At 35.8% G+C, this 20,973-nt stretch carries 16 protein-coding genes; 4 read left to right on the top strand and 12 right to left on the bottom strand.

All coding sequences use genetic code 11. The features are described from left to right. Positions 1–113 precede the first annotated feature (113 nt). The 11 genes from IWX80_RS06790 to IWX80_RS06745 form a co-directional block, all read right to left on the bottom strand. On the bottom strand, positions 114–3,254 hold the full coding sequence (locus IWX80_RS06790; RefSeq protein ID WP_196852730.1) for a DEAD/DEAH box helicase: 3,141 nt from the start codon (positions 3,252–3,254) through the stop codon (positions 114–116). Continuing rightward, the gene (locus IWX80_RS06785) at positions 3,251–3,646 is read right to left on the bottom strand and encodes a (deoxy)nucleoside triphosphate pyrophosphohydrolase (protein ID WP_233549982.1); all 396 of its coding nucleotides are present in this window, start codon (positions 3,644–3,646) and stop codon (positions 3,251–3,253) included. The genes IWX80_RS06790 and IWX80_RS06785 overlap by 4 nt, the downstream gene beginning before the upstream one ends. A gap of 314 nt (positions 3,647–3,960) precedes the next feature. Further along, entirely contained in the window at positions 3,961–6,063 is a 2,103-nt protein-coding gene (locus IWX80_RS06780; RefSeq protein WP_442899833.1) for a prolyl oligopeptidase family serine peptidase, read from the bottom strand. A gap of 434 nt (positions 6,064–6,497) precedes the next feature. Continuing rightward, positions 6,498–7,025 carry a PDDEXK nuclease domain-containing protein gene (locus tag IWX80_RS16975; protein ID WP_334682282.1) on the bottom strand — a complete coding sequence of 176 codons (528 nt, stop codon included), beginning with the start codon at positions 7,023–7,025 and terminating at the stop codon, positions 6,498–6,500. Positions 7,026–7,115: 90 nt separating this feature from the next. Then, on the bottom strand, positions 7,116–7,514 hold the full coding sequence (locus tag IWX80_RS16970; protein WP_334682281.1) for a DUF1016 N-terminal domain-containing protein: 399 nt from the start codon (positions 7,512–7,514) through the stop codon (positions 7,116–7,118). Between the two features lie 150 nt (positions 7,515–7,664). Continuing rightward, positions 7,665–8,225, bottom strand: coding sequence for a type 1 periplasmic binding fold superfamily protein (locus IWX80_RS06770; protein WP_196852728.1), 561 nt, complete (start codon positions 8,223–8,225; stop codon positions 7,665–7,667). 22 nt (positions 8,226–8,247) lie between these two features. Beyond that, complete coding sequence (locus IWX80_RS06765; protein ID WP_196852727.1) at positions 8,248–10,632, bottom strand: TonB-dependent receptor; 2,385 nt, start codon at positions 10,630–10,632, stop codon at positions 8,248–8,250. A gap of 74 nt (positions 10,633–10,706) precedes the next feature. After that, a complete protein-coding gene (locus tag IWX80_RS06760) occupies positions 10,707–11,051 on the bottom strand; it encodes a hypothetical protein (RefSeq protein WP_196852726.1) in 345 nt (114 codons plus the stop codon). 156 nt (positions 11,052–11,207) lie between these two features. After that, positions 11,208–12,197 carry an aspartate-semialdehyde dehydrogenase gene (locus tag IWX80_RS06755; RefSeq protein WP_196852725.1) on the bottom strand — a complete coding sequence of 330 codons (990 nt, stop codon included), beginning with the start codon at positions 12,195–12,197 and terminating at the stop codon, positions 11,208–11,210. 213 nt (positions 12,198–12,410) lie between these two features. Beyond that, positions 12,411–12,827: a large conductance mechanosensitive channel protein MscL gene (gene mscL, locus IWX80_RS06750; protein WP_091172689.1), complete on the bottom strand. Its 417-nt coding sequence runs from the start codon at positions 12,825–12,827 to the stop codon at positions 12,411–12,413. 93 nt (positions 12,828–12,920) lie between these two features. After that, on the bottom strand, positions 12,921–15,362 hold the full coding sequence (locus IWX80_RS06745; RefSeq protein ID WP_196852724.1) for a bifunctional UDP-N-acetylmuramoyl-tripeptide:D-alanyl-D-alanine ligase/alanine racemase: 2,442 nt from the start codon (positions 15,360–15,362) through the stop codon (positions 12,921–12,923). 221 nt (positions 15,363–15,583) lie between these two features. Here IWX80_RS06745 and IWX80_RS06740 point away from each other — a divergent pair, with 221 nt between their 5' ends. Next, on the top strand, positions 15,584–16,189 hold the full coding sequence (locus IWX80_RS06740; protein ID WP_196852723.1) for a hypothetical protein: 606 nt from the start codon (positions 15,584–15,586) through the stop codon (positions 16,187–16,189). On the opposite strand, the gene IWX80_RS06735 is transcribed toward IWX80_RS06740, so the two are convergent. Continuing rightward, the gene (locus tag IWX80_RS06735) at positions 16,184–16,885 is read right to left on the bottom strand and encodes a porin family protein (protein WP_196852722.1); all 702 of its coding nucleotides are present in this window, start codon (positions 16,883–16,885) and stop codon (positions 16,184–16,186) included. The genes IWX80_RS06740 and IWX80_RS06735 overlap by 6 nt on opposite strands. Positions 16,886–17,181: 296 nt before the next feature. Between IWX80_RS06735 and gnd the strand changes: the two genes are divergently transcribed. From gnd to IWX80_RS06720, 3 genes are read left to right on the top strand one after another with little or no spacing between them, the layout of a single operon-like run. Next, positions 17,182–18,081, top strand: a complete 900-nt coding sequence (gene gnd / locus IWX80_RS06730) for a phosphogluconate dehydrogenase (NAD(+)-dependent, decarboxylating) (RefSeq protein WP_196852721.1) — start codon at positions 17,182–17,184, stop codon at positions 18,079–18,081. A 57-nt stretch (positions 18,082–18,138) separates the two neighbouring features. Continuing rightward, the gene (locus IWX80_RS06725) at positions 18,139–19,458 is read left to right on the top strand and encodes a gluconate:H+ symporter (RefSeq protein ID WP_196852720.1); all 1,320 of its coding nucleotides are present in this window, start codon (positions 18,139–18,141) and stop codon (positions 19,456–19,458) included. A gap of 19 nt (positions 19,459–19,477) precedes the next feature. Beyond that, a complete protein-coding gene (locus tag IWX80_RS06720; RefSeq protein WP_196852719.1) occupies positions 19,478–20,896 on the top strand; it encodes a gluconokinase in 1,419 nt (472 codons plus the stop codon). Positions 20,897–20,973: the final 77 nt, after the last annotated feature.

Raw genomic sequence — 20,973 nt, 5'->3', positions numbered from 1 at the left:
CAAATTTACCGATTGAAACACAAAAAACCGAACCAATTAATAAAACATTGGGAAAATAAAGCCACGGAAATGTTGAAGTGAAATGGGAATGGGTTAATTAATAATCAACCTAATTATCCAATTGACATTTTTGCAGATTCTTTCCAAAGATAATTTGGCATTGGCTCACTGAGTTCCCATTTAATACTCATTGGTTTTGAACCTTCGGTTTCTATAAAATTTGCTTCTCCAATAAAAACATAACCAAGAGTATTTCCGTTTATGTCATTTGCTTTTTCTCGTACAAAGAGTAATATCTTTTTATTCAATTCACCATGATTTATATATGACAATCCTTTGCCTGTTTCAGGACCATAAGCGTTGTGTGATTGCCAGTGAAATAAAGTTTCACTGATTGCATAATCATCATACATTGTTGTTGGAGAAAAATTTTCTTCTGATTTAATTAAATTAATAAAGAGAATTTCAGTATTTAACTTCTTATTTTCGGCCGCTCCTTCTCTATTTGAAGATTTTTTATGAAATGTAGATAACCCAAAAGCAACTAATATTTGATCTCTTGTATATCGTGCATGCAACTTTAATGGTTGTTCGTAAGGAAGTTTAATATCAATTTCTTTGAAACCAATTTTATCAATCAATATTTCTAGTACTTCAATGATTTCTTTTACAAGAGTTTTATTTTTTCCAATTTGTCTTATACTTTTTTCTAAAGAATCAAAGCCACCAACACTTTGCCAAACATCATAATGTAGCATTAACAGCATAGCTTTTCCATTCTCATCGAAATCATTAAAATTAATTTCAAATCCTTGCTTCGCTATTCTAAGAATAAAGTTAAAATAACTTGTTGAGTTTGTAGAAAGCCATTTATTGCTTATTGCAGAATAAATTTGTTTTTCATTAATGTTCTCAAAATCTTCAATTACTCCGGCTCTTTGACATAATCTCGACCAACTATCTCTTTTGTAAATCGTTTCAATTGAAATATGATTTAATTCAATAAAATTATTTAATGTTAGAGGCAGACTAGTTTGATGTTGAAAATTTCTAATTTTAGTTATCAGTTGATTTACATTCAATGATGTTGCTTTTCGAATGTTTTCAAGAATAGTTTCTTTCGTCTTTTTCTCTAAAACCATAGAGCATCCCAATGGTAAATGTGGAAAATCATCTTCAATTTCTTTTCGAACCGAAGTTGTTGTTTTTCCAATTAACGCCCTAAACTTACTTTCAAAATCATATTCAGGTCTTGAATTTCCAACAAAATCTAAAACTGTTAAACAATCTTTTCCTTCTGACAAACGTAATCCACGTCCTAATTGTTGAAGAAAAACTGTCAAACTTTCTGTTGGCCTTAAAAACAAAACTGTATCAATTTCAGGAATATCTACACCTTCATTAAAAATATCAACAACAAATAAATAATTGAATTCTTTTTTCTTGAATTGTTCTCTAATTCTATCTCGCTCACTAGAATTTTTAGCAGTTAAACATTCTGCTTTTAATCCTGCTAAATTGAATTTTTCAGCCATAAAAGAGGCATGTTCTATTGTCACACAAAATCCAATAGCTCGAACATCATTTATATCATTTGTATACTTATCAAGATTGCTAATTATCTCTCCAACTCGAATATTGTTCTTAGTATATAAGCTCGTTAATTCACTTGCTACATACTTCCCTTTCTCCCATTTTACATTAGTTAAATCTATACTATCAGTAATACCGAAATATTGAAATGGACTTAATAATTTTTTATTTAATGCTTCTGGAAGTCTAATTTCAGCAGCTATTCGATTGCAAAAATCCTCAAGAATATTTTCGTTGTCCATTCTTTCAGGAGTCGCTGTTAATCCTAATAAAACTTTTGGTTGAAAATAATTTAAAAAAGGTCTATAACTAGACGCTGGTCCATGATGAGCTTCGTCTAAAATTATAAAATCAAAATAATCTGGAGATAGATTTAAATCTTTCAATCTATTATTTAACGTTTGTACTGAAACAAAAAGATATTCATTAGATTTTGGTTCCATTCCATCAACCCATAAATCTCCAAAATTATTATCTTTTAAAACTCCTTGAAATGTGGCTTTTGCTTGTTGCAAAATTTCTTTTCTATGAGCCACAAAAAGTAGCTTTGATGATTTATTATTACTTCTAAAATTTTTATAATCAAATGCAGAAATAACTGTTTTTCCAGTTCCTGTAGCGGCAACTATAAGATTCCTATATCTATTATGAACCGTTCTTTCAACTTCTAATTTTTCAAGTATTTCATTTTGATAATGAAACGGTTTAATGTCAAAATACGATGTTGTAAAAGTATATTCTTTTGAAAACTTCCCTTGCTTTAAAGCTTCGACTAATTTTACAGAATGAATATTTTGATCATATAATTCAAATTCTGAATTTTGCCAGTATGCCTCAAATGTTTTCTTGAATTTATCAATTATATGCCCCACTTCTTTAGTCGTCACTTTTAGATTCCACTCTAAACCATCGGTTAAAGCAGAACGGGAAAAATTAGAAGAACCTATATATGCTGTATGAAAACCAGTGTTTCTTTGAAACAAATAGGCTTTTGCATGTAATCTTTCATTACCTGTATTGTATGAAACTTTTACTTCTGTATTTTCTAAAGAAGCTAAAAACTCCACTGCTTTAGCATCCGTAGCTCCAATATAAGTTGTTGTAATTACTCTTAATTTACCTCCTCGACTCGTAAACTCTTTAAGTTCACGCTCTAGAATCCTAATTCCTTTCCATTTGATAAAAGAAACTAATAAGTCAATTCTATCTGAAGATAAAATCTCTTTTCTCAATTCACTTTCAAGAGTTGTCCCTGAATTTCCACCTGTAAAAAGTTCACTGTGAATCAATCTTGTGTAAGGAGTAATTTCTTTTAAATGCAAATCCAAATCAGTGAAATGAGCATCCACTTTAGTAAAAACAGCTTTTAGAATTTTACCTTCTGTTTCTATTAGATCATCCTCAAACTCTTCTTTTTTTAATTCTTCTTTCAGAAATAAAATAATCTTATTAGCAATCTCTATTTGTGTCTCTACAACATCATCCCCCTTAATTAAAGTAAAAGCATGTTTAATTGTTTTACCGATATGTTGCGATAATAATTGAGCAGCTTCGGCTTTATCTATTGAAGTTTTCTTAACCTGAAAAGTATCTTTATCTAATTCGTTTATTTTATAGTTTATTAGCTTAGTAACTAATTCCTCATACAGTCCTTGGTTCATAATTCGAGTTTTAAAAATTCTTCAACGATTGGTAAATCTGCTTCTGCCCAATCAAGATTTAATAGTTCTACTTTTTCTAATAACTTGTAATCTTTATGCTCTGCCAATATAATTTCACCAAGTATATGTTTCGCTATAAAAGGAATTAAATTAATTTTAAAATTTCCATAATCATAAATGCTATTTGACAATTTTCTTAGAACTTCAATTTCAATATTTATCTCTTCTTTTATTTCTCTTTTAATACAATCTATTTCACTTTCATTTTCTTCTAGCTTCCCTCCTGGAAATTCCCATTTCAAAGGCAATTTCATTTTATCACTGCGTTGAGCGACTAAAATTTTATTCTCAATTAAGATAATAGCACAAGTGACGTTTACAATGTTTGACATTTTATGAATAATTATAAAAAAGTAATGTTTAATTTGTACGAAAGATAGTCTGTTTTATATCAATATTAAAAAAACTAACTAATAAAAAAACGCTACTCTTTCGAATAGCGTTTTTTAAACTTCTTATCAATTTATGATGTGATTGCCACGTTCCTCGCAATGACAATCGTTTGTGAAATCGAATGCCCTAGCCCTGATAGCAGTGAAAATCCTTTATTTCCGACTTTTCGGCGGATATAAAGATTGTAACGAATAGCAGGAATAAGCTCCTCCCTTCGACTGCGCTCAGGGTAAAATCGGTATCACAATTATTCTTATTCCAACTCTGGCAATAAGACCACTCCCATGTTGAATAAGGTAAAGGCCTGAATATCGACATTTTCCTGAATGGTTGCTGCTACGGATTTTCCGGCGCCGTGTCCTGCATTGATGTCAATACGGATTAGGGTTGGGTTTGTTCCGGTTTGTTTTTCCTGTAATTCGGCAGCAAACTTGAAACTGTGCGCCGGTACTACTCTATCATCGTGATCGCCCGTTGTGACCATGGTTGCCGGATATTGAATCCCTTTTTGTATGTTGTGTACGGGAGAATATCCCTTGATGTAGTTGAACATTTCCTTGCTGTCCTGCGCCGTTCCGTAATCATACGCCCAACCTGCTCCTGCGGTAAAGGTATGGTAGCGCAACATGTCCATCACACCAACTGCCGGTAAAGCAACTCGCATCAAATCCGGACGTTGCGTCATGGTAGCGCCCACAAGCAATCCTCCGTTTGATCCACCACGAATGGCCAGGTATTGTGAAGAGGTATATTTTTGAGCAATCAAGTATTCTGCCGCTGCGATGAAATCATCAAATACATTTTGTTTTTGCATTTTGGTTCCCGCATCGTGCCATTTTTTCCCGTATTCGCCACCGCCACGTAAATTTGGTACTGCATAAACGCCTCCATTTTCCATCCAAACGGCATTGGCAATACTGAAACTTGGTGTCAAACTCACGTTGAATCCTCCGTAACCGTAAAGCATCGTTGGATTTGTTCCATCGAGTTTCAATCCTTTTTTGTGGGTGATTATCATCGGGATTTTGGTTCCGTCTTTAGAAGTGTAAAACACTTGTTTAGACTCGTATAGCTCGCTGTCGAAATCTACTTTTGGTTTTTCATACACCGCCGAAGTTCCTGTTCCTGGTTCGAATGAAAATATAGAACCCGGAGTGATGTAATTTGTGAAAGAATAATACAATGTTTTTTCTTTTTTCTTTCCGCCAAATCCACCGGCAGTTCCTACGCCAGGCAATTGGATTTCACGTACCAATTTTCCGGAATAATCATATTGTTTCACCACCGAAACGGCATCTTTCATATAATTAGCAAAGAAATACCCGCCTCCTGTTGATGGCGACAACACATTCTCCGTTTCTGCAATAAAATCTTTCCAGTTTTCCGGTTTTGGGTTGTTGACATCGACGGTTACGATGCGTTTGTTGGGCGCATTCAAGTCGGTTTCTATGAATAATTTTCCGCCTTCGTTTTCGATGATATTGTTGTCACTTTTGAAATTATCCACAATAGTCACAATAGGACTGTTGGGCTTTGTCAAATCTTTGATGTACAACTCGTTTCCGTAGGTAGAATTAGACGCTGTGATAACCAAATAACGATCATCTTCGGTCACGCCACCGCCTACATAACGGCGTTTTTGGTCGGCACCAAAAATTACTTTATCGTCTTTTTGTGCGGTTCCTAACTTATGGAAATACAGTTTATGTTGGTCGGTTTTTGCTGATAATTCGCTTCCTTTTGGTTTGTCATAACTGGAATAGTAGAATCCTTCGTTAGCTTTCCAAGACACGCCGCTGAATTTCACATCGACAATCGTGTCTTCGATTATTTTTTGGGAAATGGCATCCATAATAATTACTTTTCTCCAGTCGCTTCCGCCTTCTGAAATGGCATACGCTACTTTAGAACCGTCTTTAGAGAAATTTAATCCGCCAAGCGATGTAGTTCCGTCTTTAGAAAAGGTGTTGGGGTCCAAGAATACAGTTTCGGTTCCTTTGGCGTCTTTTCTGTACAACACCGATTGGTTTTGCAAACCGTTGTTTTTATAGTAATACGTAAAATCTCCTTCTTTGAAAGGCGCTCCTATTTTTTCGTAATTCCACAGTTTTTCCATTCTTGCTTTTAGCAAATCACGAAACGGAATTTGTGCCAAATAACCATAAGTCACTTCGTTTTGGGCTTTTACCCAAGCACCCGTTTCAGCAGATTTGTCGTCTTCAAGCCAGCGGTACGGATCCGGAAGTTTGGTATCGAAATACACGTCTACAGTTTCCCCTTTGGTGGTTACGGGATAAGTTACCTGTTTTGGTTTTTGGTTTTGTCCAAAAGTCGCCATTGCAGAAGATACAGCCATTATTAAAAAAGTTTTTTTCATATGTTTATATTTAATGTTTTTCATCGGTCATATGTAATTTGCATAGCATCATTGGTGTTTGCAACCCAATTACCGTCATGCTCATTTCATTAGATTCTGTTTTAGGTTGTTACAAAAATAGGGAAATAGTTAGTGTTGTAAAGGTGGGAAAGTCTTAAATAAAACCAAAAAAACGTTTGCTTTATAAATAGCATTTGGGTTGAATGAAATAGCAACTATTTTTTTTAGTCATGAATCGTTCGAATTATAGTTTAGGTTAAAAGTATAATGAATTTCAGAGCCAGTACAATTGTGTCCGCACTGCAGACGTAATTCAAATGTGGCCACAGATGAAACGGATTGAACGGATTTACACTGATTTCATAGCTGATTGTTCTACGTTTTCTGGTCAACATCTGCGTCTGAACAGTGTGTTATTCACTGTCCTTTCCTTGCTCAAAATTCTGCAGTTCAATATTCACAGCTTCTAATAACTGTTGTTCAGTGGGCAGGTATAATTTATATTGACTGGCTACTATATTTTTCTCATTTTCCGGCAACGTAAATTTCACCACACCGTCATTTTTATTGGCGCAAAGCAAAATACCAATAGTTGGATTTTCACGAGGCAGTTTTTCAACTCGATCAGAATAATTGACATACATCTGAAGTTGACCAATATCCTGATGCGTGAGTTTATCTGTTTTGATTTCGATAATGACGAAGCATTGTAATATTCGATTATAAAAAACTAAGTCAGTAAAAAATTCATCGCCATCAATGTGTATTCTTTTTTGTCTGGCTATAAATGAAAAACCATTTCCCAGTTCCAATAAAAAATCTTGTAAATGAGTAATTATGGCACTTTCTAAATCCCTTTCATAGTATGCTGCTTCCCGTTTTAATCCCAGAAATTCCAGATACATTGGGTCTTTTATAATCTCTTTGGCATCCGAAGGCAATTTTTCATTTTTAGCTACAGCAAGTACACTTTCTTTATCATTGCTGATTAAAAGGCGTTCCCAAAGACTGCTATAAATTTGACGTTCTAATTACCTGGTATTCCAATTGTTTTTTACCGTTTCGGCTATGTAGAAGTCCATTTTATCTTGACTATCAAGACGAATAATTAGTTTGTAATGCGTCCAACTCAATTGCGAACGCAATGCGTTCGCAATTGGAAAAGAGCGATAAAACTGTCTAAATAATTCTATTTGTCGTTTCGAAAAACCGCTTCCAAACTCGGGTTCTAACTGTTGTGAAATGTATTTTGTTAAGTACTCTCCATAGTCTGCACGGTCCTTCCCATCTTGTTCTTCCTCAAAGATACGTTGCCCAATATACCAATACATCAAGGTTCTTTCATTATCTACCGCTCTGATTGCTTTGTCTTTCGAGGCTGCTATAATGGCTTTAATATCAGGAATTACAGATTGATTTTGTAGCATCATTGTTTTGGGTTATAAAATTCATTCGATTCTATATACAATAATACGAAAAAAGCACTGAAATAGTAATCAATGCTTTTTGTCCTTAAAACCAAAAAAACGCTACTCTTTCGAATAGCGTTTTCTAGAATGGTTGACATCTGAACGAAGTAATTATTTGACCTGCACTGGATATGTAATTTGTGCATCTGTTGCTCCACCGGCATTCGTAATATCTCCCGTTGCAACTCCAGCAGCGCTTTTAGCTGGTTCATGTCTCAACACAACCACTATATTTCCAGTTGCTGCTACTGTTCCTGTTTTCAAAGTAAAAGCCAATCCAATAGGCTTTCCGTTAACATCGGCATCGGCATAAGTAAAAGCTCCTATTGCTACTGGTGCTTGAAAAAACAGTTGATGCTCATCGCCTTCTTCTTTTATTTCTAATGTAATATCATCAACTGGCGTCACGGACTCGTTTAAGAAACGTACTGTTCCTGTATAGGTAGTATTCAATTGTAAATCTGCCGAAGCTGTTACCACTGGTGCATTTGGTCCGTCTCCGTCAAGATCTCTTGAAGTCAAAGTCACCGTCTGGCTTCCAGCGGTCAGCGTTGTAGTCACCGTTGTGATTACTTCTTCCTCATTTACTGCAATGGGATCATCATCATTGTTACAAGATGAAAAGGTAAATATAGATATTAATGCGATTGCTAAAATTTTTGAATTTTTCATTTTATTGTTTTTTGTTTACTTTTTAATAATTGAATTTTAATTGAATTTGAAAGTTTCTACCCATTTCATCAGCAAAAAAACGTTGCCTGTTGAGATAGTCCCTATAACTGGTGTTTAAAATATTTTGAACAGAAAATGCGACCGTTGCATTGGTTTTACCGAAAGTCTTGAATTTCATTTCCGAATAAAAATGCAACAATTGATAAGCCGGTGGCGGTGTACTGATGTCTACCAGAACGGGCACCAACTCATTATTCACGACAATGTTTGTAGTGAAATTATTGTCAGGGAACTGATTTTGACGCAGCACCACTTCACTCTTTAATTCGAGTTTCAAATCATGCCATTCGTTCTTTGAAAACTGAATTTTATTGCTCAGATTCAAGGGCGGAATATCAATTAAAGATTCCTTGTTAGTGAGGTCTTTCCCGTTGACATAGGCCAAAGCGAAATCATGTTGCCACTGTTTACTTATTTTCCAATGGGTTTGCACATCAACTCCCGCCAATCTTGCGTTGGTTTGTTGGTATTCCCAAACAGGAAAAGCACCACGAATGGTCGTCTCAAAACCAACAGGGCGCAAGAACATAAAATTACGGATACTATTGATAAAAGGATTCACCTCAACCGAGAAAGTATTCCATTTTTTCTGCAATGTTGTTGATAATTTGATTGCTTGTTCTTTGTCTAAAGCTAAATCGCCTAGCTCGATAATTCCCGTGGAATGATGCAAACCATCACTAAAAAACTCCGATGGATTTGGGTTTCTTGTCGCAAGACTGATATTAGAATACCAATTCAAGTCTGCCTCAAATTCCTTGTGAAACCCAGTGCTGGCTGAAATATTATGAAATGTAAAACTTGGCTTTGTCAACCATTGATTGCCTTGTTCTCCCACTATAAAATCTGCAAATACAGTTGCATAGCCTCTTTCTTCCCATCTGGATTTCAAATAAAACTTGGTAGCATCAACTCGTGAAAAGTCGTAACGCACTCCTGCATCCACAGAAAAACTATCAGACAAATCATAACTGGCTATTCCATAAGTTCCAAATTCGATTCGGTCAAAATTAGGAATCAAAGGTTTTATTCCCGTAGCCGGATTTGCAAAATTATTCTGTATTGAGCTATTGAATCCCGTTTTTAAAGTCCAGTCATGCAGCGCTTTCTTGTAATCTACATTGATAGCATGAGTGGTTAACTCCAAGTCTAAAGCCGCAATGTCATTAAAATCTCCTCTTCGCACATCGAACTCCAGTCTTTTGTTGAACTGAAAAGAGTATTGCACAGCCAAAGAAGCCGTTTCATCAAAATAATAGTTGTAGTTCAACTTAGCTAAATGATGCTGCACCTTCTGCTTTGGATTTTTTATTGTGTAGGTGAAATCATTTACAACTGAAGGAATTTTATTGGTAATGGAATTGTACAAATCGTTTACATTCCCGGTATGTGAAGCGCTCAAAATACCAATCGTAGTATTGTAAAAACTGTAATAACCGGAAATATCATATTTTTTTCCAGTGAATTTTACATCTCCGGAAAAATTAGCTTCCCGATTTCCTGAATTGGATAATACATAATCCGGTGCTTCTTTGTCGCCTGAATACTTGAATGTTCCCAAAGCATTCCAACTCCATCCTTTGTCATTTCCTTTGTGCAAACTTGTACTAACGGAACCGCCTCTACCATTGGACGCCAAATTCAGAATGGTTTTACCAAACAGCGTGTCTCTTTTTACCGCAACCGGTTCAATAACCACCAAACCTCCTACGGCATCACCGCCATACTGCAACCCGGAAGCGCCTTTGATAACCGTGATTTTTCCGGCAGCGTTTACATCAAAATTGGGTGCGTGTTCCGTTCCCCATTCTTGATCTTCTAATCGCACATTATTATTGATGACTGGAACTCTACTTCCAAACAAACCATTAATAACCGGCTTCACCACGGAACTTCCTGTTTTCAAACTGGAAACTCCGGCTATTTCTTTGAGAATATCTCCAAGTGTCTGGTTGCTGAATTTTTCAATCGTCTCTGTTTTGATCTTTTGTTCCAAAATCGATTTGTTCAGCGTATTGGCTTTTTGCCTTACGACTACTTCCTGAAGTTGGTCGGTATTTTCTTTTAAACTAAAGTTCAAAACTTGGTCACCAGAAATATTTACCAGTGTATCAACAGATTTAAAACCAACATACGAAACGAATACTTTGATATTCCCTGCAGGCAGTTTTTTTATGCTGTAGTTACCGGAAACATCCGAAGAAACTGTTTTTGTTCCAATGTGTATGTGACTCCCGGAAAGAGGCATTCCTCCTTGAGTAGTGATTTTTCCGCTAACGGTGTTTTGCGCAAAACTTATGGTGCAAAACAAACAGAAGCAGAAAACAATATAGATTTTTGTTTGCATTTTCCTTGTTCAAAATATATAAACATGTGAATCATTTCCAAAATTGAAAATGATGTATTAATGTGAAATATAATTTAAACCAATGGAGGAGCTCGAAGCGCAAAAAGGCTTCCTTTGAAGAATTGTGTGATTTCAAAAGACTTGAAACCCGTATTATTTAGGTATAATTCAACTGAATTTAATTCAAAATGAGGTAAAAGAGGAAATGTAAAACCACTTAATTTATAGTCACAAACGCCACAAAAATCAAAATTGTGGTGCTGATGTGTAATTTCTGCGGCAGAATTTTTCTTATGGACACATTGTATTTCAGAAAGTTGCTGTGCTATATGTTCGTATTTATGCAGCGATTGAAACAGCATCGAAAGCAATACTGTCATCGTTAGCAAGAAACTATATATAGAAAATTTCCTTTTCATCTTTGGCAAATATAACAATACTGAAATATAAATCCATTTGTTTTAACAAAATATACATTTCGTAAAAACAAATGGATTTCAAAAATTTAAACCAAAAATCAAATTACAAAACGCTTTCTGGCCTTGAAAAATCTGTTGTATTTGGCTTATAAAGTATTACACCAATTTAGCTGCAATCAAATATTCTGCAATTTGGATTGTGTTTGTTGCTGCTCCTTTTCTCAAATTGTCTGCAACAATCCACATATTCAATGTGTTTTCCTGGCTCTCGTCACGACGAATTCTACCTACAAAGACCTCATCTTTTCCTTGTGCATACATTGGCATTGGGTACGTATACGTGTCATTATTATCCTGAACCACTACGCCATCGGTGTGATGCAAAATACTTCTCACTTCATTTACGTCAAAGTCATTCGAGAATTCTACGTTTACCGCTTCACTGTGTCCGCCTACAATAGGCACACGAACCGCAGTTGCTGTAACAGCAATCGTATTGTCACTTAAGATTTTTTTAGTTTCACGAACCAGTTTCATCTCTTCCTTAGTGTATCCATTTTCTTCGAAAGAATCACATTGAGGAATCGCATTTCTGTGAATCGGGTACTTATAAGCCATTTCACCTTGAACACCTGCGTATTCATTTTCCAATTGTTGTACTGCTTTTACACCAGTTCCAGTGATGGATTGGTACGTAGAGACAATTACACGTTTGATGTTGTATTTTTTGTGCAAAGGAGCCAAAACTAATACCATTTGTATCGTAGAACAGTTCGGATTTGCAATGATTTTATCTGCTGCAGTTAATTCCGCTGCATTGATTTCCGGAACGATTAATTTTTTAGTTGGGTCCATTCTCCAAGCAGATGAATTATCGATAACAGTTGTTCCTGCTGCCGCAAATTTTGGAGCCCACTCCAGTGAAGTGTCGCCACCTGCAGAGAACAAAGCAATATCCGCTTTCATATCTACTGCCGTTTGCATGCCCACTACTTTATATTTTTTACCCTTGTACTCAATTTCTTTACCCACTGATCGCTCAGAAGCAACCGGAATTAATTCTGTTACAGGGAAATTTCTTTCTGCTAAAACTTTCAACATTACTTCGCCAACCATTCCAGTAGCGCCTACAACTGCTATTCTCATCTTATATTTTTATTATTGAATATTAAATTTGAAATACAAAAGTAACTAATATTAAAACCAAAACAAGTGGCTTCACAAAAAATAACAAAATGTTATAAATACAACAAATCATTATTTTCTATTTTTAAACAAAAAGAAAAACCGCCTCAATTACGAAGCGGTTTAGTCCTGAAATGAATTCAGGATAAATTAGAATATATAATGTAGCGGAAATTACTTTTTCAATAAATCTCTTATCTGAGTCAATAATTCTTCTTGTGTTGGTCCAGCCGGAGCAGCTACAACAACAACTTCTTTTTTCTTCGCTTTCTCAGCAGCTCTTAAAATCACAAAAACAAAAAATGCGATAATAACAAAGTTAATAATTGCTTGCACAAGATTTCCATAAGTGATGACTGCCGCTCCTGCTGCTTTTGCTGCAGGTAAATCAGCATAACTATTACCGTCTAAAGTGATGAATTTCTGGGTAAAATCGATTCCACCAGTTATCAAACCTACTATTGGCATAATGATATCATCCACAGCGGATCCAACAATTTTGCCAAATGCACCCGCTATAACAACAGCAGTTGCCAAACTTAAAACGTCTCCTTTCATTAAAGAAGCTTTAAAATCACTGAAAAATCCCATAATTTATCTTTTTAGGTTAAAAATTCATTTCTTCATAAGCGAATTTAATAAAAATTTTAACATAATTAACAGTCATTTCCTCTAGTTTAGCTGTTAGCGATAAAATACCCGTTTCACACGCTGCGAAATACTGGTGAGAATTTCATAGGGAATGGTATTTAATTTTTCGGCGATAAAAGATACCGTTGGGTTTTCCCCAAAAATAAGTATAGAATCGCCTTCTTTACATTCGATTCCAGTGACATCAACCATTAGCATATCCATACAAATACTCCCAACTATATAAGCTTTGGTATTTTTTATCATTACAAATCCTAATCCATTTCCCCAACCTCTGGAAATTCCATCGGCATAGCCAATAGGAATAGTAGCAATTTTTGTTGGTTTTTCGGCTATAAACCGGCGGCCATACCCTACGCTTTCACCAGCTGCAATCGTTCTAATTTGTGAAATCACCGATTTCAGCGTACCCACATTTTCGAGTTGTTTTTGTTCTTCGGCGTCATTTGAAACGCCGTACAATCCAATTCCCAATCGGACCATATCATATTGTGAATCTGGGAAATTACTGATTCCCGATGTGTTTAAGATGTGTCGCAACGGTTTTATTTGTAATTCGGACATCAATTTTGATGACAATTTTTCGAATAAATTAATTTGTGAATGAGCAAAATCCATGTGTTCAAGATCATCACTCGTGGCCATGTGTGACAAAATACTCTTTATTTGAACAGTTGTATTTCCTTTCAGCGCGGCTATCAGGTCATCAATCGTGTTTTCCTCAAAACCCAATCGATGCATTCCTGTATCAAATTTAATATGAATCGGAAAGTGCTCTAAATTTTTCTGTTTCGCTATTTTCAAAAACGCATAAAGTCCTTTCAAACAGTAAATTTCCGGTTCTAATTGATGTTGGATGATGGCCGAAAAACTCGTATTCTCCGGATTAAGCACCATAATTGGCACCTGAATCCCTCCATTTTTCAACGAAATACCTTCATCGGCAAAAGCCACTCCTAAATAATCAACCTTATGATATTCCAATAATTTGGCAATTTCGAGTCCACCATTTCCATAACCAAATGCTTTTACCATCACCATAATTTTCACTTTTGGCTTTAGCTTTGATTTAAAAAAATTCAAGTTGTAACTGATTGCATTCAGGTTGATTTCCAAAACCGTTTCATGTGTTTTCTCTTCTAACAAATACACAATTTCTTCAAACTGGAACGACCTCGCCCCTTTTATCAAAATGGTTTCATTACCAAAATCCAAGTTTTCAAAATCAGCGACAAAGGCAGCAGTATTTTCGAAAGTGATACAATTCGTAAATTTATTTTTGAAAGCCGAAATGGTTTCTCCAATACCAATAACGCGGTCAATTTTATTGGAAATAATCAACTCAGAAACTTTAGCGTAAAGCGCCTCCGTAGACAAACCACTTTGAAAAATATCAGACAAAATCACCGTTTTTTTCTTGTATTGTTTTTGACTTTCGAGAAAATCCAATGCAATTTTCAACGATTGAAAATCCGAGCTGTAACTATCATCAATAATACTGCAATTATTGATTCCGTTTTTGACTTTCAAGCGCATTTCTACCGGATACAACAATTCCATACGGTTTTGAATGGTGGCTGCATCGTATTCAAAATACAACAAAACCATCAAACAGGAGATTGCATTTTCGACCGAAGCCTCGTCTTGAAAAGGAATTTTTATTTCAAAATGGTCCTGACCGAATTCAATATTCAAAACAGTCTTTTCTAAGACGCTTTTTTTAGCAACAAAAACAGATGCAGTTTTATCTACAAAACTCCAGGAAAAAGTTTTGATTTCCGGATTGATACAAGCGTCAATAATTTTATTCTTTTGATAAATTAAAACGCGGGAATGTTCAAAAAGCTTTAATTTTTCAGTTATTTTTTCTTTTGCAGTTGCAAACCCTTCATCGTGTGCAGTTCCAATATTCGTAAGAATTCCAATAGTCGGCTTAATAATCTCCTCCAATTTATCCATTTCAGAATGGGTGGAAATACCCGCTTCAAAAATCCCTAAATTGTGTTTTTCATTAATCGCAATAACGGACAGCGGAACACCAATTTGGGAATTATAACTCTTTGGACTTCGGATAACGTTATAATCAGGACTCAATAAAAAGTTGAGCCATTCCTTGACAATCGTTTTACCGTTACTTCCGGTCAACCCGATAATAGGGAAGTCAAAAAGACTGCGGTAATTTGCGGCGAATTGTTGTAAGGCGATAAGTGTATTTTCAACAACATAAAAATTAGCGTTCTCCTTACAATCATCCGGAATATGGGTCACAACAAAGTTTTGAACGCCATTCGCTATTAAATCTTTGATATAAAAATGTGCATCAATGTGAGCGCCAACCAATGCAAAGAACACCGTATGAGGGCCATTTTGCAATGAACGACTGTCTATAGAAACAGTGTCTAAAGTTACATTTTCTAGGTTACCAATATATTTTGCGGTGATTCTTTGAAGGCTATTTAGGATTTTTTGACTCATGGAAATAAAAGAGATTGAGGTGAATTTCTTTTCTGGAAAATATATTTATTGTAGTTCTTATTGCTCTATAACTTCTCCAAAAATACCACTTCTTTTCAAAACGAGAACCTCGATATACTATAATTATCAGCAATTCCGTTTGTAAACCCGAAAGAAACAACAGGATTATGCTGTACTGTTTTTGACAGATTGCTTATATTTGTTTTTAAAAAAAATAACTCTTGAAAAAAATTCTTCCTTTTTTCTCTTATGTTTTCCATCCGATATTCATACCGGTAATGGCTACGTTGTTTTATCTTTTTTATAATGGAACTGAATTTGTGACTCAAGAAAAGTTGTTTGTTTTTTTTCAGATTATTATAGTAACTGTATTTATTCCCGTCCTGGTTTTCCTCCTTTTGCGGGCAACAGGAAATGTGGACTCCGTTATGGTATCCAAAGTATCACAGCGTAAAATTCCGTTGCTATTACATTGCTTTTTAATCATCTTGCTAGTTCGAAAAAGCATTACCATAGATCGTTATCCAGAGCTTCACTTTTTCTTATTAGGTGGACTTTTGAGTAGTCTCTTAGCACTGATATTATTGTTTGGAAATATAAAAGCGAGCCTTCACATGATTGGCATGAGTTCCTTGACCGTCTTTATAATTGGCTTAAGCATGCACCTGCAAATTCAGAGTACTTTCATCATTGCAATGTTGATTCTCCTTAACGGAATTGTAGCTTCTTCCCGCCTGGAAATGAACGCACACACTAATAAAGAACTGATTATTGGCTTTATGTTAGGCGCAATCCCACAGTTACTTTTATTAGTTTTATGGTTATAAAATATAGAATATAATTCCAAAATTCAGTGATTTCATATCAACGGATTTACCATTGACTTTAGCGGATTGAAACAACGGGTTCAAACCATAATATGCATATAAATTTATCGTATTGTAACCTGATGAAATGTAGGCACCGTACTGAAATTTATTCAAATCTTTGTTTCCGGTTAGTACTACCTTGCCGGTGCTACCCTCAAAAATAGACTTATCATACAACAAATAACTGAACTTTATACCCGTATAAATTCGCCAAAACTTATGGCTTTGATAGGTAGAAGTTCTCCATCTGAATTCAAGCGGAACATCCACGGAGAGTAGCGAGAATTTATTTTTATTATACTGGGTATCTGAATCAATAATGGTGTAAACGGGCGCTTCGGCAGTAGAAGAAATCGCTAGATTCTGATTGTAATTGTTATAAGTAAAACCTAGACCGGCAGCAAGAGCAACTCTTCGGTTCTTATTGATGGGCATGTCTCTCAAAAAACCCGCTGAGAATCCTGAAGAAAATTTACTTTGCGAAAAACCCGCAGGCTTGTTGGTAAGTGTGTTATACGTTACTGCAAAATAAAACTGATCTTCTCGATACAGAGAATCCACTTTCACAAAAATCGAGTCTTGAGTTGCCGTATTTTCTTGGGAAAAAACAGTCAAAACCGATAAAAGAAGAAAACAACTAAGAAAAATTCGCATATTGTTTTGGGTTTAAATTGCGCAATGGTTCTTGAAAGCATTTCAGGTTTCAATTCTCATTATAACGTTACAAATATACCATTTTGATGGATTTCTCAGGGATAATGGCAACAAATAAACTTTCATAAAAATGAGTCGGTATAAAACCTCAAAAAATAATTAACATATTGACTCCAACAAGTTTAATATTTTTCGAATAAATTGCTCGTTAAAAAATTAAAACCAATATTTTTACTTTAAAATATTTTTACAATTACTCAAAAACGTCTTCAAATCAGACTTAAAACAATACAACCATGCAAATTGGAATTATAGGATTAGGAAAAATGGGCTTCAATCTTGCTCTTAACTTACAGCGAAATGGGTACGAAGTAGTAGCCCAAGATGTCAATACTGACTTTGTAGAGAAAATCGGTCAGGAAGGAATTAAAACGGCACATTCTGTTGAAGAATTGTGTGAGAAATTGAACCACCGAAAAGTGATTTGGCTGATGGTTCCTGCAGGAGAAATTGTAGATGGAGTGATCACTTCATTGGTTCCTTTTTTAGAAAAAAACGACATTATTATTGACGGAGGAAACTCAAACTATAAAGATTCCAAACGTCGTTATACTCAATTAAAGGAACTAGGAATTGACTTTTTGGACTGCGGGACTTCAGGTGGAACATCGGGAGCTCTAAATGGTGCTTGTACGATGATAGGCGGAGAACCAGCCGTATTTGACTATGTGGCACAAGTTTTCAAGGATATTTCTGTAGAGAACGGACATCTTTATACTGGTGCAGCAGGAAGTGGACATTTCACGAAAATGGTTCATAACGGAATCGAATACGGAATGATGCAATCTATTGCCGAAGGTTTCGAAGTTTTTGAGCATTCTGAATTTGACATTGATTTCGAAAAAACAGCCAAACTTTTCAATCACGGTTCCGTGGTGCGCAGTTGGTTAATGGAACTCACCGAAAATGCCTTCTCAAAAGACCCAAAACTAGACAGCATCAAAGGAATTATGCATTCCTCCGGCGAAGGAAAATGGACTCTGGAAACCGCTTTAGATTTAGGTGTTCCAACTCCGGTCATTGCTTTATCGATAATGATGCGCTACCGTTCCCAGATGCAAGATACGTTCTCCGGAAAAGTGGTAGCGGCACTTCGCAATGAATTTGGCGGTCACGCTGTCGAAAAAAACGAATAATTGATTACACAAACTAACCAATTCAAATATCATTTTTAATTTTTCAAATTCAAGTACATGTCAATACTGATCTTAATTGCAAGTATCCTTTTATTACTTGTCTTGATATCCGCGGTAAAACTCAATGCGTTCCTCTCGTTGATTATTGCTTCTTTTTTTGTGGGAATTGCCAAAGGAATGCTCTTTCATGACATTATAAATTCCCTCCAACAAGGAATTGGAAGCACGCTCGGTTCTTTAATTTTGATTATTGCCCTTGGAGTTATATTGGGAAATATACTTTCAGATAGTGGTGCGGCACAGCGAATAAGTTCAGTTATGATTCGGTCTTTTGGCGTTAAGCACATCAAATGGGCGATGTTGCTTACGGGTTTTGCCGTAGGAATTTCGATGTTTTACAATGCCGGATTTGTGATTTTGATTCCAATGGTTTTCGCTGTCGCAAAAAGCACGAAGCAGCCCATAATTTATCTTGGAATTGCCATGGCATCTGCACTTTCGGTGACACACGGTTTTTTGCCGCCTCATCCGGGACCTACAGCCATTGCAGTAATTTTCAAGGCTGACATTGGCAAAACGCTGTTGTTCGGATTGATAATTGCCATTCCTACTTTATTGATTGCGGGAATTGTTTTTCCAGAATTCATTAAGAAAATTGTCGCCAATCCACCCAAAGGATTGTTCGAAAGCAAAACATTCGCTAACAACGAAATGCCTTCTTTCGGAATCAGCTTTGTAACCGCCCTGATTCCAGTCATCTTAATGGCTATGGCAACCATAAGCGAATTAACATTATCTGAGTCATCTTCTTTACGTCATACACTTGGATTTATTGGAAGTCCAACCACTTCCATGCTTCTAGCGGTATTGTTTGCAATTGTTTTTTTAGGCATTAATCGCGGTCGAAAAATGCAGGACATAATGGATAAATCCAGTTCGGCATTGAGTTCAGCAACTATGATTATTATGATTATTGCGGCTGGAGGAGCTTTCAAACAAGTACTGATTGACAGTGGCATTGGTACTGATTTAGCTGTTTTTTTCGAAACCTCAACACTTTCTCCATTAGTATTGGGCTGGCTTGTGGCAACTATTATCAGGATAGCTTTAGGCTCAGCAACTGTAGCGGGATTAACTGCGGCAGGGATTGTACAACCTTTAGTGATTAGTTCTGGGATAAGTCCAGAATTGATGGTATTATCAATTGGTGCCGGAAGTTTAATGTGTTCTCATGTGAATGATACGGGATTCTGGATGTTTAAAGAGTATTTCGGCATCAGTATTTCGGATACGTTTAAAACATGGACTGTAATGGAAACAATCATTGGAATAATGGGACTAATTGGCGTACTATTGCTTAATTTACTAGTCGCATAATCCAAATTAAACTAGAAAAATGGAGCAATTTTACATTGGAATAGACATTGGTACCACAGCAACTAAAGCCGTGTGTTTTGACAGAACCGGGAAAGTGATTCGGGAATGTAGTCAATCCTACTCTATGTACCATCCTAAGCCAGATTGGAGCATTCAAAAACCCGATGAAATTCTAATGGCTGTTTTAGGATGTATCCAAGAAATAACAAAAGGGATTCAGCCTCAGTTCATCAGTTTTAGTTCGGCTATGCAAAGTATAATAGCAATCGACAACTTGGGGAAACCGCTCACCGATGCTATCATTTGGGCCGATAATAGAGCGCATGCATTAGCCGAAGCGTTAAAAAAATCCGAACAAGGAAAAAACTTCTATCAAAAAACAGGAATTCCCATTCATACCTTTTCACCCATGAGCAAAATTGCTTGGTTAAAAGAACACGATACAATCACTTTTTCTAAAACATATAAATTCATTAGCATCAAAGAATACATTTGGCATCATCTTACCGGCGAATATGCAATTGATTCCTCGATGGCATCAGGTACAGGTTTAATGAACATTCATACACTACAATGGGAATCGGATATTTTAGATTATTTGAAAATAGAAGAATCATACCTTTCCACCATTGTTAGTCCAACCCATAAAGCCAAAGGACTATCCGACGGTTTTGATTATATTTTGGGTGGCGGTGACGGCGTATTGGCAAATTTAGGAACCGGAGCTATGCAAGCCGGCCGAATGGCGTTATCCATTGGAACCAGCGGCGCAGTTCGTTTACCAACTGAGAAACCTTTTATTGACCCGGAAATGCGAACACAATGTTACCATTTAATAGACAATCACTATTTGAAACTTGGAGCTGTCAATAATGGTGCAATTGTTTTGCAATGGCTCAAAGAATCCATATTAAAAACAGATGAATCTTTCGAAGAATTGTTCAAACAGGCTGAAACTATTCCTGCAGGATCCGAAGGCTTGCTTTTTGTTCCTTATTTATTGGGCGAAAGAGCGCCTATTTGGGATGCTTCCGCTCAAGGAACGCTTTTAGGAATCCGAATTATCCATGCCAAAGCGCATTTGATTAGGGCAACACTGGAAGGCATCTTATTTGGATTATTGAGCATTACCGAAATCTTACTCCCAAATCCCGAAGAAAGACGCAAAATCACCATAATGGCGAGTGGCGGTTTTGGAAAAAGTGAACTTTGGTTGCAAATGGTCGCTGATATTTTTCAAATGAAAGTAATCGTTGCTGAAACAATCGAAGCTTCTTCTTGGGGAGCCGTTCTGATTGGATTTAAAGCCACTGCTATTGAAATCCCAACTGAAAATAAAGTTGGAAAAACTTTTTTACCAAATATAGATTCCAAAGAAATTTACAAACAAAGCTTTGAAAAATTTAAAAAGATTTATTCTCTGTTGAAAGATATTTAAAAAGAATAAACTAATGCTCGGCATTACATGCCTGATTCTTTTTTATTTTATCCGCTTAGACAAACTAAAAGTTTGCC

It is taken from the genome of Flavobacterium sp. CAN_S2 (genome assembly GCF_015752255.1).
Classification (GTDB): Bacteria; Bacteroidota; Bacteroidia; order Flavobacteriales; family Flavobacteriaceae; genus Flavobacterium.
Note: the sequence above shows the minus strand (reverse complement) of the source record. Positions and strands in the feature narration are given on the sequence as shown.

Bases quoted from the DNA above. Each gene is read 5' to 3' on its own strand.
- IWX80_RS06785 (WP_233549982.1), bottom strand. From the start codon at position 3,646: ATGTCAAACATTGTAAACGTCACTTGTGCTATTATCTTAATTGAGAAT.
- IWX80_RS06720 (WP_196852719.1), top strand. From the start codon at position 19,478: ATGGAGCAATTTTACATTGGAATAGACATTGGTACCACAGCAACTAAA.
- IWX80_RS06765 (WP_196852727.1), bottom strand. From the start codon at position 10,632: ATGCAAACAAAAATCTATATTGTTTTCTGCTTCTGTTTGTTTTGCACC.
- IWX80_RS06780 (WP_442899833.1), bottom strand. From the start codon at position 6,063: ATGGCTGTATCTTCTGCAATGGCGACTTTTGGACAAAACCAAAAACCA.
- mscL (WP_091172689.1), bottom strand. From the start codon at position 12,827: ATGGGATTTTTCAGTGATTTTAAAGCTTCTTTAATGAAAGGAGACGTT.
- IWX80_RS06790 (WP_196852730.1), bottom strand. From the start codon at position 3,254: ATGAACCAAGGACTGTATGAGGAATTAGTTACTAAGCTAATAAACTAT.
- IWX80_RS06755 (WP_196852725.1), bottom strand. From the start codon at position 12,197: ATGAGAATAGCAGTTGTAGGCGCTACTGGAATGGTTGGCGAAGTAATG.
- IWX80_RS06725 (WP_196852720.1), top strand. From the start codon at position 18,139: ATGTCAATACTGATCTTAATTGCAAGTATCCTTTTATTACTTGTCTTG.
- IWX80_RS16970 (WP_334682281.1), bottom strand. From the start codon at position 7,514: ATGATGCTACAAAATCAATCTGTAATTCCTGATATTAAAGCCATTATA.
- gnd (WP_196852721.1), top strand. From the start codon at position 17,182: ATGCAAATTGGAATTATAGGATTAGGAAAAATGGGCTTCAATCTTGCT.
- IWX80_RS06770 (WP_196852728.1), bottom strand. From the start codon at position 8,225: ATGAAAAATTCAAAAATTTTAGCAATCGCATTAATATCTATATTTACC.
- IWX80_RS06760 (WP_196852726.1), bottom strand. From the start codon at position 11,051: ATGAAAAGGAAATTTTCTATATATAGTTTCTTGCTAACGATGACAGTA.
- IWX80_RS06735 (WP_196852722.1), bottom strand. From the start codon at position 16,885: ATGCGAATTTTTCTTAGTTGTTTTCTTCTTTTATCGGTTTTGACTGTT.
- IWX80_RS06745 (WP_196852724.1), bottom strand. From the start codon at position 15,362: ATGAGTCAAAAAATCCTAAATAGCCTTCAAAGAATCACCGCAAAATAT.